This window comes from Bacillus sp. Medicinal_06, from assembly GCF_056711665.1.
The window spans coordinates 1-17,039 of record NZ_JBWYHD010000027.1 but is presented as its reverse complement, the minus strand read 5'-3'; the positions used below and the strand labels follow the sequence as shown (position 1 = coordinate 17,039).

Here is a 17,039-nt window from a genome sequence, read left to right as displayed (position 1 = left end):
GTAGGATACCTACAGTATACTAAAAAAAGTAGGCTTACGCCTACCGACATTCATCTCCCACCTAAAATTGGTGTTTTCACACCTTCACATTTTTGAGGAAGGAGTCTTCTGTCGGAAAACGATAAAAAAATAGGCTTGAGGAGATTGCCCACAACCTATTTACAAAGTGGAACTGTACAATTATTGAAATGAACGGTGAAGAGGATCAAATACGTATCCTTTTTGATGCACCGCCACAAATTCACTTAGCTAATAAACAGAAGATAATATAAACTTTCTTGTATCTCTAAACTCCTTGCTATTGATAATTAAGACATTATATTAATCTTATTCTTCAATCAGGTACCATTGTTTAGAATCAAAGATAGCAGGTGATCAAACTGTTTATACAGTCAGAGGAAGGTGAAATTACAGAATACAAATAAAATTAGGTAAACATGTCTAAATATGGTAGAATATGGTTTCATTATCCAAATCAATGTTTAGCACACTGAGAAAATAATCAACAAATCTAGCTTTAAAGGGGGAATTAATTTGGAAAGAAGAGGTCATAGAATTATTCATCATTTTCGAAGTTTATTAGTTATAAGTCTATGTTTCTTTCTCGTATTTTTGGGTGGTAATAACTCGAAGGCTGAAACAGTTTCTTCTATAGCATTAAATACTAAAGATGTAGAAGCTTTCACAAATAAAGTAATTACAGAAAAAATGAAAGTAGAAAATGCACCTGGTGTAGCTATTGTCATTGTCAAAGATAATCAGATTCTATTTCAAAAAGGATACGGTTTTTCCAACAAAGAAAAGAATATTCCAATCGATCCTAAAAAAACAGTTTTTCGATTAGCGTCAGTATCAAAGGTTTTTACTGCTAGTGCTGTAATGCAGTTAGTTGAACAAGGAAAAATTGATTTAAATAAAGATATAGTAAATTATATGGGGGGATTAAAGTACCAAAATAATATGGGTGAACCAGTGACAATGAAATATTTACTCACCCATACAACAGGTTTTGATGACGTGGATCCTAGACCGAGGGATATTCATGATCAAATAAATGACTATACACAACTTAAAGATTATGTAGAAGAAAATATGCCCACAGTAGTGAGAAAACCAGGAGATACGTATACATATGATAATTTTGCTTCTATGCTGCAAGGATATATTGTTCAAAATTTGACAGACACACCTTTTTATAAATATATGGCAAAAAATATTTTTTACCCTTTAGAAATGCATAATAGTAGTTTTGTTATGACTAATTTTATTAAAGATAAGCTTGCAACAGGATACGATAAAAAAGGCGATGTCATCCCATTTTATCAAACAAGACCGACGGACATGCCACAAGGGAGTATGTTTTCTACAGGAAGTGACGTAGCCAATTTTATGATTGCTCAATTGAATGGTGGTAAATTCAAAAATAAACAAATACTAAAAACTGAAACTGTGCAAGATATGCAACAAACAAAATTTGCGTTGCACCCAAAATATCCAAATATGACATATGGATTTGAATTCTTTTTACCGCAAAGCCATAATGGTCAATATGTTTTTGGGAAAGGTGGAAATATACCGGGATTCTCTTCTTTAATGTGGTTAATTCCTGAACAGAAAATAGGTGTTTTTATTGTCACAAATAAAGATAGTTCATCACTTCCTTATGAATTATTTGATGAATTTATGAATCACTATTTTCCAGATAAAACGAAGCCAGAGTATTTAAAACCTAGCGAGGAAGAGTTAAAAAAATTTGAAGGTGTGTACCGTGATTTGCGGGTGAAAAACCTTATTACACATGTAAAAATAAGTGAAGGAAAGTTATTTGTAGGTGATAAAAGATATGGTAAACAGGAATTAAAACAAATAGATCCTTTACTATTCGAAGATGAAAAGGGTAATTACATGGCGTTTAAACTTCACGAAGATGGTACTGTAAAAGAAATGATACATTGGAACTCTGGTAGTTCAGCGGTGAAATTAAGTGAACCTAAGAGATTTCAAGATGTAGAGGTAAATCATCCATATGCTAAATTTATAGATCCTTTACATCAATATGATATATTAAAAGCAAATAAGGAGGGGAATTTTGTTCCTGAAGCCCCTCTTACACGTGGAGAGTTTTCATATTGGTTATCTCAAATTGCATACTTTGCACCACCTTCAAAAAAAGACCCTGTATTTTCTGATGTAAAGGGTCATCAGTATGCATCCCATATTCAAAAGTTATATGAACTGGGTATTTTATACGAAAAAGAGGGAGAACAGTTTTATCCAGATCGTGCTATTACTAGACAAGAAGCAGCATGGATTGCTTGGCATTATTTAGAAACGCTAGAGGCCCCACCTGCAGAGGCTACTTTAAAAGGAGAAACTGATGATTGGGCGATAGAGTCTGTGAAAAACATTGTAGGTCATCACTTAGTCGGACCAGAGGTTATATATAATGAAGATGGATCAGCAGATTATTTATCAAAACAAATAATGAAACGGCAAGAGGCAGCGGCTTTGTTATTTTATGTTATGTTAGGCAGTTAATTTGCCACAAGAATGGAATATATATCTGAACAGAAAAAGAGGGATAGCATAAAGATGCTGTCCTTCTTTATTGAAATATATTTTTTTACTTCTTGGCACAGATGCTCCCTAAATGCCTTAATGAGTATTATTATGCATAACCAGATTTGGATTAAATATTCAGAATGAATAATTATATCTTTCTATAATTCTAGGTTAATTGCAATTTATAGAGAATATAATGCTTTGTAAAGTATAAGTTCGAATTAAAAAAGCCCCTAAAAGAACGTAAATTCGCGTATAATAAGAACAAAAGTTCTTATTATTAGGAGTGATTACTTTGTACGATTATTCTCTTTTGCCTAATCGGATTATATTATGTGTTGACTTACGTAGCTTTTACGCATCAGTCAGTTGTATCAAGAGAGAATTAGACTCGCGATATACAAAACTTGCCGTAGTGGACGATGTGAATTGAAGTGGGTCGCTAGTACGATAGTACTAGCGGCAACACTACCGGTTAAAGCACTAGGTGTCAAAAAAATGGCTAGATTATACGAGATACCAAAACGACAAGATATACTTATCGTAAACCCCATCATGCATACATATATTAAATGTTCGAATTACATAACAGGTTTAGCAATACAATACGTGGCACCTGAAGACTTCCATCAGTATTTCATAGACGAATTCTTCATGGATATGACGGATTCTTTACACTTATTTACGAATAGCCCGTATGAATTTGCGCTGAAGTTTAAACGTGAGATCTACGACCGCACTCGTATCGAATGCACAATCGGCATCGGTCCAAATTTATTAATGAGTAAGGTTGCAATGGATATTGAAGCAAAGAGGAATCAAGACGGCATTACGCAGTGGACATACGACGATATACCCGAGAAGTTATGGAGTATAAGGCCGCTCAGTAAATTTTGGGGTATATTGCGTAAAACGGAAGTCAAGTTAAACCGGAAAGGGATTTATACAATCGGTAATCTGGCGAATTATCCGCTTAAGTATTTGAAACAAAATTTCGGTGTAATCGGAGCAGAATTACACTTACATAGTAATGGTATAGACTTTAGCCGTATATCCGAAAAACATATTCCGGCAGAAACTTCTATCGCTAAGAGTCAGATATTATTACGCGATTATTCAATAGATGAAATTCCGATTATCTTAGTAGAACATACGGAAGAGGTTTGCTATCGATTACAGAAGGAGAAGAACAGATTTCGTTGTTCGATAACGTAATGCAACGTGAAAAGGAAATTAAATTAACGCGAGTCATGGACGAAATCAGAACACGTTTCGGTAAAAACAGTATATTACGGGGCGTTTCCTATACGAAAAGTGCAACCACAAGATATAGAAACACATTATTAGGGGGACATAAATCATGAATAACGCAAATAATGCAAATATGCCGAAGGGAAGAGGGATGGTAAAATGGAAAATGTTTTCCAGTATGCCAGAACAATTTGTTGGTATCTGTGATTTGAACTATAAGTTTGTTGGAACGGCACCCCAATATGCTTGGATTAAAATCATTGCAAACAGCTAAAAAAGTGCTTGCTGGAATAGAAGTTATACATATGATCAAAAAAGGACAAACTCTCCAAGGTGAGAAGTCTGTCCAAAAACAGATATATCTTATCCATGATCTCTTTGGTTTAACAACATAAAATTCAATTCCGCTAGGAATCTTTCGTTCTTTTTTCATATCCCACTATTTTTGCACCAGAACCAACAATAGTGAATTAAAATAATGATTTAATACTTGCTAGGACAGTAAGTACACCTATAACAATGACAAATACATTGCTCATTTTCCCTCTGTATTTAGCTAGTACTGGTACTTTACGGATCGCATACATTGGTAATAGACATAAGATAGCAGCAACTAACGGACCACTAAGGGCATCAATGATTCCAAGAATACTTGGATTTGCATAAGCAACATACCAGCATGTTAATACGACAAAGGCAAGGATCATTGTCTTAACTGTTTTTTCTTCTATATCTTTGCCACGTGTTTTACCGAACTTGATAATCATATCACGCATTACCTCATATGCTCCTATATAATGGCCAAGGAAAGACTTTGTTATAGCCACAAAAGCAATAATAGGAGCTGCAATAGTGATTAGAGGCGAATTAAGCTCATTAGCAAGATATGACAGGATTGATAAGTTCTGTTCTTTCGCCATTTTAAGATCATTTGGAGTCAAACTTAGTGCGCTGCTCCATACAAAGAACATAACAACAACGAATGTCATGATATAACAAACTTTTTGTATTTGAGCACACTTGGCATCAGTAGCTTCTATTCCATAGGTAGCTCTCTGTTTCATAACAAATGACGAAATAAGAGGAGAATGATTAAACGAGAATACTATGATTGGTAGTATCATCCATATCGTTCCAAAATATCCTGTTCCTGTTGAAGCAGTAGAAACACTTGAAAAACTAAGCATTGACGTATTCCACTGTGGAATCAAAGATATTGCGATAAAAAGTAGAGAAGCTATGAAAGGATATACTAGCATGCTCATTATCTTTACAGTGATATCTTGACCAAAATTTAGTATAGCTATAAGACCGAGTACTAATACAAGCGATAAAATGGCCCTTGGAGGCTCCTTCATGTGCAATTGATTCACGATAAAACTACTTGCAGTATTTGTAAGTGCAACCGAATACATCAGCACAATAGTATAAATTGAGCCGAAATATACTATGTTAAAAATTATACTTGCCTTATTTCCGAAATACTCTCTAATTGTACCTGTAATCCCCTCATCAGCAGAATTGGAAGCGTATATCATTTTAGCAAGCGCCCTATGTGAGTAATACATAACAGGATATGCAAGTATGGTAATTAACAGTAATGATAATAAACCACCTGAACCTGCATTAATAGGTAAAAAGAGTACTCCTGCTCCAATTGCTGTTCCAAAAAGGCTCAATGCCCAGGTAGTATCCTGTTTATGCCACTTTTTAGGATCTGGATATTTCTCATTTTTTACTGCAGTATTTTCAGTTTGAAATTCTATTTTTTTTGCAGTATTCCCATTCATATAATAATTCCTCCTTTAATCGTGTTATGAGCCAAGGATAATCCACGTTCCTCCATCATTTCTACTACATCACGAAAACTTAAGTTGTACCGCAGGTACCAACGTACTGTTAACAAAATAAGATCTGGCTGATAACGCTTCCACATTCAGATTGAATAAATTTTCCTTCCGATCGTAACCCTTTATTAGAGTAATCGTATCAGTATGTCCAATTTTAGAAGATTACTCGCAAAATCTTTAGAATTTTCGCACCAGAACTAGGTTTGATATTTTCTCCGGAGGTAATAGATTATCTCTCGACGCCCTCATTATAACTTGTATATTTATGAGTTCAATATTTTTTTATTTTCAGAAAGATTGAATAAACGGAATTTTGAATAGGTAATAAATTACACTTGGCATGTAGCAATTGTGTCTTTTGTTTGAAGCTGTATTAGTTAGTAAAAAAGCAAACATAACACAGAGTTCCTTTGATTAACATTGATTATATTGGGAACTCATTATAAGGGGCACTATATCATTCTGGGGTAATTGTACACTAAGGACTACAAACCCTTATCATTACAGTATTTTATAAAGATGAATACACGTTCAGAAAGATAAAAATCTAAGTTTAATTGAACATTGATTTGTTTATATACTTTATGAACATGATTATAGCTAGAAAACGTTGATATTATTGAGTTTTATCCTCTGTTCATACACATGATTTTCTGAACAAATATCTCTTAGCGTACAGCAAAAGGGGGGAATTGTGAAGAAAATGTGTCTAAACGTACAGCATTCCCAGAATGATATGGTGAGGCCTATAAAGATACTTATATTTTCCTTTGTTGAATCATCTTATTTTAGACGTGAAAGCTGTTGTAATAAATGATTAATGTAAATGGAAAGGAATAAATTAAGGGAATATAAAATCCCCTTTTTAAATATTTATTATTAACTTTGAATTTATATATATTTTTCAGAAAAAAAGAACTTTTTATTAGGATGCTGACACATCACCATCAAGCTAAGAAAAGCAAATACCACAAAACAAAAATTTACATCTCTAGGAGAAAATATACATTTCTCCTGTTTCTTTGTAGGTATCATTCCAACGAGCAAGAAAATGGGTAAATACAAAGCGGGTGCACCCCATGGTTTTAGCAATTAATATTTCTTGTTCCTTATTCTGATAGATACGAAACTTAAATGCCTGATTTACTAACATGGGTTGCACCTCACTTTGTAATAGAATAACTACGGTATACAAGAAAAACATAGGCTTACGTCTACCGCCATTCATCTCCCACCTAAAATTGGTGTTTTACGCCTTCCCATTTTTGAAGAAGGAGTCTTCTGTCGGAAAATGATAAAAAAACTGAGATATTATCACTTGAGAGCATTGATGGTAACTTTCGCAGCTTGAGCGATAAGTTCATTATTATAGGTAGCATTTTTTGTATCGCGACTGGATAGAATTGCAATGATGATTGGCTCTCTATTCGGTGGCCAAACGATAGCAATGTCGTTTCGCGTTCCATAGCTTCCGGCCCCAGTCTTATCACCCACCACCCAGTCTTTTGGTACGCCAGCACGGATTAGTTGGTCTCCAGTAGTGTTTCCACGCATCCAATCTGTGAGGATTTTACGCTTCTCAGTTGGAAGTATATTGCCAACCGTGAAAGCCTTAAGATTAGTAGCAAGCGCTTTTGCTGTACTTGTATCACGGATGTCTCCTGGACTAGCTTCGTTCAAATCTGGTTCAAAGCGATCAGCCTTGGTAACCCTATCACCAATCTGTCTGAGCTTTTTTTCAAACCCTTTTGGACCGTCTAATTCTTTAAATAAAAGGTTCCCCGCTGTATTATCGCTGTAGCGAATCGCAGCATCTGCAATCTCCCAAAGAGTCATTCCGGTATCCACGTGTTTCTCCGTAATTGGTGAATACGTAACTAAATCATCTTTTGTATAAGTGATCACCTTATCAAGTTTGTCTATTGAGTTTTGCTGGAGCAAGGCTCCTGCAGCCAGAGCCTTGAAAGTTGATGTGTAGGCAAACCGTTCATCAGGTCGATAAGCGACTGTTCGATTTGTACCGGTATCAATAGCATAGACACCAATCCGAGCATCAAACTTTTTTTCAAGTTGAACGAACTCTCGACGAGTCGCATAATTTGTATGTTTTGTTTGCTCTATTTTTTCTTTTGCTTGTGCCTTCAAAGGTTCACCTGTAAATTGTTTTACACTTGCAAGACTTAAACTTAATATTCCAACACACATTCCTATTTTTATTACCATTGTACTTTTCAAAATAATCATTCCTTTCATCTTTTGTAATACAGAAAATGGATATCAAATTGGATACAATGTACCTAATTTGAGTACCAGTTTTTAAAAGTACACTTAATAGACAATTCGAGTAATGATTTTGTTCCATAATTTACATAAAATAATTAACTTTAAAATAAAATAGAGCATGCTCTATTACTTATTTCATTTGTGATGGTGTAATACAATCTAGCCATAGATGTGACTTTGGTATAAAATCGTACCGTTTATAAAAAAGAGGTACTGTTTTGAAAATAGTTTAATATTGTTCAATTAAATTCATAATTTCTTCATGGCGCTTTATATGAAGTATAACTTATCCAAAGTGAAAAACTAATTTTGTAATAAAATCTAATATAAATATATATCTTATATATTAAAAATATAAAGATAAAACTTATATAGGACTGATAAATATGGTTTTATCCTTACTGTAGCAAGGACTTTGAAAATAATATAGCGTAAAAAATCAGAAATAGTAGTATTTAACAACGGAAAAGTAAGCATAATATTGATATAAAAACTACAAATAATCATAAACAAAATCATATATTTCTACATAAAAAATGAAACAAATTAATGCATTGTTAAACATATTTATTCAATTGTTTAATTCTGTATTAATCCACAGAATTTCCACAATTTTATTTTATTTATTCACAAATCATTCACATTAGGTGCTAAGTCATTAACATAATCCAGATTTACCATATAACTCACACAAATGTTGATGATTTTTGATAGGTAAGTTACTAGAATGCCTTTATATCAGTACTCATAGTACTATGTTATTCACATTCGACTATATTCATCTACTTATACACAAAATTTAACTTTTTTCTTGCGATTATTTGTAGGTATTTGAATGCATTAAGGTTGCTCATAACGTGTTTATATGAAAGTATGTGTGGAAATTTATTTAGTTGTAGCACAGTTCTTGTATAGGAGTGCATAAAAAAAGACTCTATTATTAATAGAATCGAGGAAAGTCGGTTGTTATAAGGAATTAGTGCAAGGCCTTCAAATAACAGAATCAACACGAATAGCCCTCTACTTTTAATTTTTTCAAAAATAGAGAGCGGAGTATGGTTAATTGGTTTCGATTACTTCAAGTACTTGTTCAGCTGTTGTTACTTGAATACCAGCGCGTATTAACTTTTCAAAGGCACGCATAAATGTAATCAAATTGAAGTCATCTGGTACTTCAATAACACGAAGCGTTTCTTTAGGTAATCTATCTATCTTTTCAATGAACAATTCGCGAACATCACTAGGAATAAAGCGCTCTTTATGTCCCCTTGCTTTTAAAAGTTCACGTATTTCAATTTCTAAAGCCATATAAGCATTTAGATTTGCACCTTGTTCATAGGCGTACTTTCTAAACAACGTTTCTTCTTGATACTTTAGGTAGTTGCGGTGATATGATTCCTCTGTAACAGGTACAGCAAATTTGTATTTTAGTAACTCATAGGTTTTACGGAACAACTTTTTGATGTTTCGCAGAGAGTACATAGAGAAATGCAATCCGAAATCAAATACAGCTTGTTCTTTTTTCTCTTTTGGTACATGTTGTGTAATAAGAGGATAGATACCTTCCTTAGCCGCTGTATCAAGAATTTGATATTGTGATGTTTGGTTTAGTAGTTTCTTCAGTGTATATACTAACTTACTTGGATATTCCTCATTACGATCTATCATGTCACGTAGGCTATGAATTACACTACGAATTTGTCGATGGCATGTATATTTAAGTACATGAATAAACTTATTCATGTCTTTTGTAAATTCACCAATATTCATATCATGAAGCACAGATTCGATAAAACGAGCTTTACGAGCATAAATAACCTTTGGCGTGAATGGATCGCGATATTGTACTTCGCCTGTTTCTTTTGTACATAAGAAATCCGTATGTAAGGAGAGATATAAAGTCGTATATCTTTTTTTATTATTAACCCCTTTTTGTAATTTGCAAATTTTGAATAGAGGAGTTCCTGTACACGGTAGTGCAGTTGTTAATTCTGTCATAACCGCACGGATTTGATGCGGGTATTTCTTATGTAAAAAGCGGTACATCCCACCAAAATGAGTTTTATTTCCTCTTTCATCCTGTTTGTCCAAGGAACGCTTTAGTGTAGTTTCTCTGTGCTGTTGCATCGCAATGTCCAAGAATAGTTTCTTAGCTGCAACTGACAGCTCAAAGAAAGCCTTTGTAAATACCACCGGGCTAATATAAACATAAGGGTTTGCCTTTTCAGTTTCTTCATTCATAAAATGAGTTAGCTTAATGGTATAGCGGCCATCTAATTCCTTTTCAATCGTGACAATGTTATGTAGACTTAGTTTTTTTAATGCAATATAGAATTGAGAATGCTGTATGTAAGCAAATTCTTCTTTATACTGCTTGTAATCTTCCCACATCATATGTACTGTTACATTTGGAATGACTCCATTTGTGTAACATTTCTTGTGTAGGTATAAGAAGACTTCTAAATCTGCGTTTGTAATACCATATAATTTATGTTTCCTTCCCATTGTTTCAGAAACAGCAGACAGGATACGACGTGAAAAAGATGGTTTCGCTTGTTCTACAAAGCCATCTACATCGGCAACACGTTCCTCATATGTCATTTGATCCAGTAGATCTTCAAGGTATGTATCTTTATAGCTGTAGTATTTCTCTTCAAAAGCTTCAACAAGTTTTTGCCAAGACTTCAGTGTTACTAATACTGCATTTGTAGATTGTCCATTTAGAGCACGTTGGTTATGAATAATAAATGATTTCCCCATCTTTTTCACCTCCTACCTGTAAACTCAGAAATATATGCCAGGAAACTATAAAATATACCAATTTTGATTATAGCAAATCGAAAATTGCCAAAAGGTGTTCCTTTAAGGGGAATTTTGAGAAGATGAAACACGATATAAGACCAGTTGTGACAAGGGATACAGGATTTTCTTCATTTTTTTTTGTGTCAAAGATATGGCAAAAACCGTTTCATGTTTTGGATGTGTCAAATTATTAGTGAAACAGCAGGAATATGTTAATATACAAGGGATAAATGAATATGTTTCATGTTTTTAGGTCAAGGATATGGCAAAAATGTTTCATGTTCATATATAAGTCATTTATTATAGAAACATCCATTAAATATAGTGGTATGAAGGGTTGTAAGAGAATTGAAAAGGATATTAGGTCAAGGATATGGCAAAAACCGTTTCATGTTTTAAAATTTACAAGGTCAAGGATATGGCAAAAATGTTTCATGTTTTATATGTAGTAGAAAAAAGAAAGAAACACTTAGAATCCCTTGGTACATAAGGGTTTATGAGTGTTTCTTATATTTGATAAGGTCAAGGATATGGCAAAAACGTTTCAGGATGATCTAGGATCCGTTTTGTACATAGAGGGGAAAACGATTGATATATATGGGTTTATGGGATGTTGAAAAAATTTTTGAAAATATATAATCGGAATAAGAAAAATTAACTAATGTTTCATCTTTTGAATTTTAGGTCAAGGATATGACAAAAATGTTTCAATTGTGTGTTTCAAATAGATATGAATGAATCTAGCTTATTATATACGTGTTATTCATGTAAAAGCTTCTATAAGTGTTTGATAGAGAAGTGATAAGGACAAAAGAGTGTTTCATATTTATAAAAAGGTTAACAATATGTCCAAAAGTGTTTCGGTTATTAATTCGTTAGATTAATTGATGGTATATTGGTTGGTAATGTATAATAAATGTTATTTCACTTGTACAAACAAGACAAAAGTGTTTCATTATTTTTTTGAAAATCACAGAATCGAAAAATAAGAATGATTTATATATAATTCGCTAAATATTGAGTTGTTTGAAAGGAATGTAGGAAAGAAAGGAGTGACAGCGTGGAGAAATTAGCACAATTGTTTACTGATGCTTTGTTAATATCTGAACCTTTATATGGAAATAACAAAGAAATTTGGGGGAAATGGACTTCTTTTAGTGCAGACGTAGAGAAAGATAGTAGTAAGGTTGTAACATCACAATATGTTTCACCATCTTTTTCAGCATTAGTATCGTGGCTTAGTAAAAAGAATGAAAGTGGAATAACCTCACTACAAATTGCTATTAAGTTGAACCAGTATAAGGATGAAATTCATTCAGAAATTGAACATCTTTTAACAGAAGAGTTTAAAAATGATAAAAGACCACAATTAAGTGATGAAACAGTAATTCAGGTAGAAACAATCGAAGATGGAACAGATGATAAAGATTATTTTGAGGTCAATAATTCCGCGGTGTACTTTAAATTACGTGATGGGATCTCCAAAAATCATTTTGAAGAGGATTCAAATATGGGTGTGAAATCTTATCCGATTGAAACAAAGGAGAGTAATGCGATAGCTCAGCTTTCTTCGCATCGGGATGAGGATTTGAAGCTTATAAAAGATGATGAAGCGTCCCGGTGGAATACTTTAGTTAATGATGTAATGAGTAATATGGATGATCTCACAGCGGATGTATTGGATTCAATTACTATACAATGGTTAGCTCAAGCAAAGTCACCAGACGAATTCATCGAATTTTCATATGAGCAAGTATTAGAAATGTGTAATGTACCGAAAAAGAAAGTAAATAAGGGAGAATATTATAGACCTGAAGATAAAATTAAGGTTGCTAAGAGGATTGCTGCTTTAGCGAGTATTTTTATATATTTAAATGATGATAATGAAGTTGTAGTTTTAAATGATGAAAATGAAAATGATGAAGAATATAAAGTAAAAAGAGAAGTAATTAAAAGGTTATTTGTTCTAGACTCAGTTGTATTATGGAGACATAATACAACAAATGAATATATGGGTATTGAATCCTGCCGAATTAAACCTGGAAGCTTTTTATCAAGTTATTTATATGGTTCAAATAATACTACAGCCTTATTATCTAAAAAGGCACTTGAATATAATAGTTATCGACATAAATATCATAAACGCTTAATTCGCTATTTAACATGGCAATGGAGAATTAGGCAAATATATTCTACTTTAAAGCGCCCATACTCAATTGGAGGCGACAAAGGATTATTAGCTGTTATGGCAATTCCACTTACATGGAAACCAAGTCGTATTAGAGAACACTTAGAGAATGTTCTCACTGACTTAGAGAGAGAGAATGTGATTTCTAAGTGGGAGTATTCAAGTGAATTAGATGAAGAACGTTTAAATAAGAAAACTTGGTTCAAAGATTATTGGATTGATTTAAATATTACTATTCTTCCGCCAGAAGAATTAATTAAGTCTATGTACAATTTACCAAAGAAAAAAACATTAGAAATAGAAAGTAATAATGAAACAACAATAGAATATAGTGAAAAGACTAAAGATATTATTGATATGCCGCAAATAACAGTTAGTAAAGAACCTGACATTTTTGATGAAGAAATTGTTCGAGAAAAAATACTAGAGCGACACAATGTTGATAATATAAGTATACGAGAGCTTGCAAAGGAAATTAAAATATCGGCACCTACGTTATCTAGATTTTGCAATAGACAAACCAAGCGTTTATCAGCTAATGCAGTTGAAAAAATGTCAAAATGGTATGAGAGACAAATGATATTAGAAAAGATGTAATAGTAAAATATATATGTATAGAAACGTAAGAAGGGCCTATTTTATAGTAGATATGAAATAGGCCCTTTAATTATAAATGTGCCACCTTTATTCAAGTGGGGGGCTTATTATATTAGTGTGGTTATATCGTTAGATAGAGAAGAAATTTCTTTTAAAACTCCAGAAAAGGTTACGTTAAAGTAAATAGAGAAAATTATCGGATGGCGTGGAAAGACCTCCGAAATCACCTGCTGTATAAAGTGACGCTGAATGAGCTTATCGATAAAATCAATGAAAGTATATAAAACTAAACAAAAATTTCATTTTAAACAAAAGAGCAGCTAGCAAAAGCTAACTGCTCACTCCAAGGCATCTCCAAAAGGGGGACGGAGAAAGAAATTTAAATGAGTTTCGACTGGTTAGCCTATCTACAGTATTGACGGAATATTGAGTTTTATTCAGATGAAAACTTATATTATGTCATTTAAATTAGAATATTTGCTATCACCCATATCGCCCAGAAAAGAACTAAAGACTCGAGTGAAATCCGTAATATTTTTTTCTCCGGCTTTTGAAGTTCTTTTATTAAATCGAAAGTACAGCTAATTGCCATAAGGGTGAAAAGAATGAGTTGTATCGTGTTTGACATTTTAAACACTCCTAATATTTGAATAACTTTATTATATAAAGATTTATAAATAATAAGATGGTTATTAATATGAATTAAGTGAAAATTAAGCGGAATTTAAACAAAATAATCCTTTGTGCGACACGTTTCCTCATAAGTGTGCAAACACGAAATAGGAGGGTTATCAATTTGATAACAACAACTGTTTGACTGAAAGTAGAAATGAAAGCCGTCAGGTTGAGCTGAAACTATTTATCTAATACTCCTACATGCAAGGCGTGATAGTAGTCACAAATTGTATGAAGCTAGGTGAAGTCGGCTGAACAAAACCTAAGTGAGAAATCATATGGTAATGGATAGGCCGGGATGCTACAAACTATCTATGGTGAGAATGTCCAAACGGACTGACGAACTTGCGAATGTACGGGTCTAAAGGATTAATACATTAGAAATGTGTATGTCGTTAATGACGACGTTATCTACCGAAAAGTAAGATTAAATAATATGAAATTCGGAACTTCTAACGATGAGGATGTAAAGATAACAGGCTTACAGCAAGCACCTAAGGGTATATGTATAGCTAGGTCAATCGGAACGTGGTAAACAAGAAACTGTCACCAACGGCTACTAGCGGACAGATGCATATAAGGTTCTAACGAACCGAAATTGCTTCATTCTTGTGAAGGTGGGGACACAGTACCGACGAAACATGTAACGAATGTGGAGGGATAGTCCCTAGTCTTGTTCTTTGAACACTAAATTAACTAGATGTAACTCACAGGATCGAGTAAGATGATGGGACTTTTCGTAAGAAAGGGGAATTAACACATCGGTGAGTACAACATGACGACATGCAGAATATTACGATATACAAAAAGTGTTTGGTGATTTATATCAACGTAGCAAAAACAATGCTACTAAAGGTAGAAATTTATACAAACACATCATATCAAAAGAAAATATTCTATTGGCATACAGAAACATAAAGGCTAATACTGGCTCTAAAACTGAAGGGACAGATGGTATCACAATCGACCATTATAAAATGAAAAATGTAGATCTTTTCGTTGATAACATAAGAAATGCTCTTGTAGACTATAAGCCAAACACGGTACGTAGGGTAGAAATACCTAAACCCAATGGAAAAAAACGTCCATTAGGAATACCTACAATGAGGGATAGATTGATTCAACAAATGTTCAAGCAGATTCTAGAGCCAATATGCGAAGCAAAATTCTACAAGCATTCATATGGATTTAGACCCAATAGGTCAACGCATCATGCGATGGCTAGGTGTCAATTCTTGATGAACCGCGGGGGATATAGTCACGTAGTTGACATTGATATACAAGGTTTCTTTGATAATGTAAACCATTCCAAACTACTAAAACAACTATATAACATAGGTATAACTGATAGAAGAGTACTGACAATCATTTCTAAAATGTTAAAAGCACCAATCAAAGGAATAGGCATTCCTACAAAAGGAACTCCGCAAGGAGGGGTTCTAAGCCCATTACTAAGTAATGTTGTATTGAATGACTTAGATTGGTGGATAGCTAGTCAGTGGGACAATATCAAAACAAGGAAAACATATACACTACCAAACAAAAATTATCATCTATCAAAAACAAAATTAAAGAGAATGTATATAGTTAGGTATGCGGATGATTTTAAAATATTTACAAACAATCACAGAACTGCAACTAAAATATTTCATGCAGTGGAGGGTTATCTCGAGAATCAATTAAACCTTAACATATCTAATGAAAAATCAACTATAACGAATCTAAAAAGAAAATCTTCGGATTTTCTGGGATTCTCTATTAAATTCGTTAAAAAGCGCAAAAGATATGTGGCAAACACACATGTAAGCGAGAAAAAGAAAAAGGACATCCTGGAGAAAGCAAAAACAAGGATTAAAGCGATTCAAAAGAATCCATCAGGGAAAACAGTACAGGACTATAACTCTTACGTGCTTGGCATTAAAAACTATTACAAAATTGCAACACATGTAACTATAGACTTTGCTGAAATAGCCTTTCGTCTCTCGAAAACCTTGTTTAATCGTCTAAAATCAATAGGGAAATATAAGATTCCTCCCAATGCAAACGCATTATACAAAAGAACTCACAGGAATAATTATAGAACCTTTGAAATAGCAGGTAATCATGTGTATCCACTAGCGGACATACAAACACGATTCCCACAAAGTTTCAGTCAAGACATGTGTAACTACACTATAAAAGGAAGACAAAAACTCATCAAAAGCCTAAAAGGTAACATTGCCAATGAAATGCAGAAGATGTTGCTATCGTCCAATAAAGGGCAGAGCGTAGAGTATACAGATAACAGAATGTCGAGATATTCTATGCAAAATGGAAAATGTGCTGTTACAGGAATCTTTCTGTTAGCTGATGAAGCACACTGTCATCACAAAATACCGAAAGGTATGGGAGGAACTGACGAGTTTAATAATCTAATTATTGTACACGAATTTGTCCACAGACTGATTCACGCTACAAATGAAGAGACGATTAGAACATATATGAGAATACTTCAACTGAATGATAAACAATTGAAGAAAATAAACAAACTCCGTAAAGCTTGTAATCTAGTTACTTTAGTATAGAAGAATAAGATGGGACGCTGTATGCGATGAAAGTCGCACGTACAGTGTTAAGCGGGGGAAAAGATGGAGATAACTTCAAAGTCTTACCTATCGAAACTAATGGCAAATAAAAAAGAACACACATAAGAATGTGCGCTTAGAAAAAAGGGTTCTGTTGCAAAGTTTCCGAAGACATAAAGAGATGGAGAATATTGTGGACCAGTTTTATGAAACTATTAATAATTCATGTAATGCGTTATACGTCGAAAAAACGAAGTTTGGTTGAAG

6 protein-coding genes and 6 pseudogenes are annotated in these 17,039 nt (G+C 33.4%); 7 read left to right on the top strand and 5 right to left on the bottom strand.

Going from position 1 to position 17,039, the window contains the following annotated elements; genetic code table 11:
• Window positions 1–125: 125 nt before the first annotated feature.
• The 5 genes and pseudogenes from AC1M36_RS27380 to AC1M36_RS27360 all read left to right on the top strand — a co-directional run.
• A pseudogene (locus AC1M36_RS27380) lies at window positions 126–254 on the top strand (transposase); the annotation flags it as partial.
• A 280-nt stretch (window positions 255–534) separates the two neighbouring features.
• The gene (locus AC1M36_RS27375; RefSeq protein ID WP_479846463.1) at window positions 535–2,538 is read left to right on the top strand and encodes a serine hydrolase domain-containing protein; all 2,004 of its coding nucleotides are present in this window, start codon (window positions 535–537) and stop codon (window positions 2,536–2,538) included.
• A gap of 319 nt (window positions 2,539–2,857) precedes the next feature.
• Window positions 2,858–3,926: pseudogene (locus AC1M36_RS27370) on the top strand (Y-family DNA polymerase).
• Window positions 3,923–4,024 (top strand): annotated as a pseudogene (locus AC1M36_RS27365) (YolD-like family protein); the annotation flags it as partial. The pseudogenes AC1M36_RS27370 and AC1M36_RS27365, both read left to right, overlap by 4 nt.
• A 16-nt stretch (window positions 4,025–4,040) precedes the next feature.
• Window positions 4,041–4,208 (top strand): annotated as a pseudogene (locus tag AC1M36_RS27360) (IS6 family transposase); the annotation flags it as partial.
• A gap of 75 nt (window positions 4,209–4,283) precedes the next feature.
• Here the strand turns inward: AC1M36_RS27360 and AC1M36_RS27355 are convergent.
• The 5 genes and pseudogenes from AC1M36_RS27355 to AC1M36_RS27335 all read right to left on the bottom strand — a co-directional run bounded on the left by AC1M36_RS27355 (window position 4,284) and on the right by AC1M36_RS27335 (window position 10,706).
• Window positions 4,284–5,603: an aromatic amino acid transport family protein gene (locus tag AC1M36_RS27355; protein ID WP_479846462.1), complete on the bottom strand. Its 1,320-nt coding sequence runs from the start codon at window positions 5,601–5,603 to the stop codon at window positions 4,284–4,286.
• A 17-nt stretch (window positions 5,604–5,620) separates the two neighbouring features.
• Window positions 5,621–5,749 (bottom strand): annotated as a pseudogene (locus AC1M36_RS27350) (IS6 family transposase); the annotation flags it as partial.
• Window positions 5,750–6,672: 923 nt separating this feature from the next.
• Window positions 6,673–6,816 (bottom strand): annotated as a pseudogene (locus AC1M36_RS27345) (helix-turn-helix domain-containing protein); the annotation flags it as partial.
• 161 nt (window positions 6,817–6,977) lie between these two features.
• Window positions 6,978–7,916 carry a class A beta-lactamase gene (gene bla, locus AC1M36_RS27340; protein ID WP_336454282.1) on the bottom strand — a complete coding sequence of 313 codons (939 nt, stop codon included), beginning with the start codon at window positions 7,914–7,916 and terminating at the stop codon, window positions 6,978–6,980.
• 1,089 nt (window positions 7,917–9,005) lie between these two features.
• Window positions 9,006–10,706: a hypothetical protein gene (locus AC1M36_RS27335; protein WP_479846461.1), complete on the bottom strand. Its 1,701-nt coding sequence runs from the start codon at window positions 10,704–10,706 to the stop codon at window positions 9,006–9,008.
• Between the two features lie 1,102 nt (window positions 10,707–11,808).
• On the opposite strand from AC1M36_RS27335, the gene AC1M36_RS27330 reads away from it, so the two are divergent.
• Window positions 11,809–13,533, top strand: a complete 1,725-nt coding sequence (locus AC1M36_RS27330; protein WP_336454280.1) for a helix-turn-helix domain-containing protein — start codon at window positions 11,809–11,811, stop codon at window positions 13,531–13,533.
• Window positions 13,534–15,008: 1,475 nt separating this feature from the next.
• Window positions 15,009–16,772, top strand: a complete 1,764-nt coding sequence (gene ltrA, locus AC1M36_RS27325; RefSeq protein WP_479846464.1) for a group II intron reverse transcriptase/maturase — start codon at window positions 15,009–15,011, stop codon at window positions 16,770–16,772.
• The last annotated feature ends 267 nt before the right edge of the window (window positions 16,773–17,039 follow it).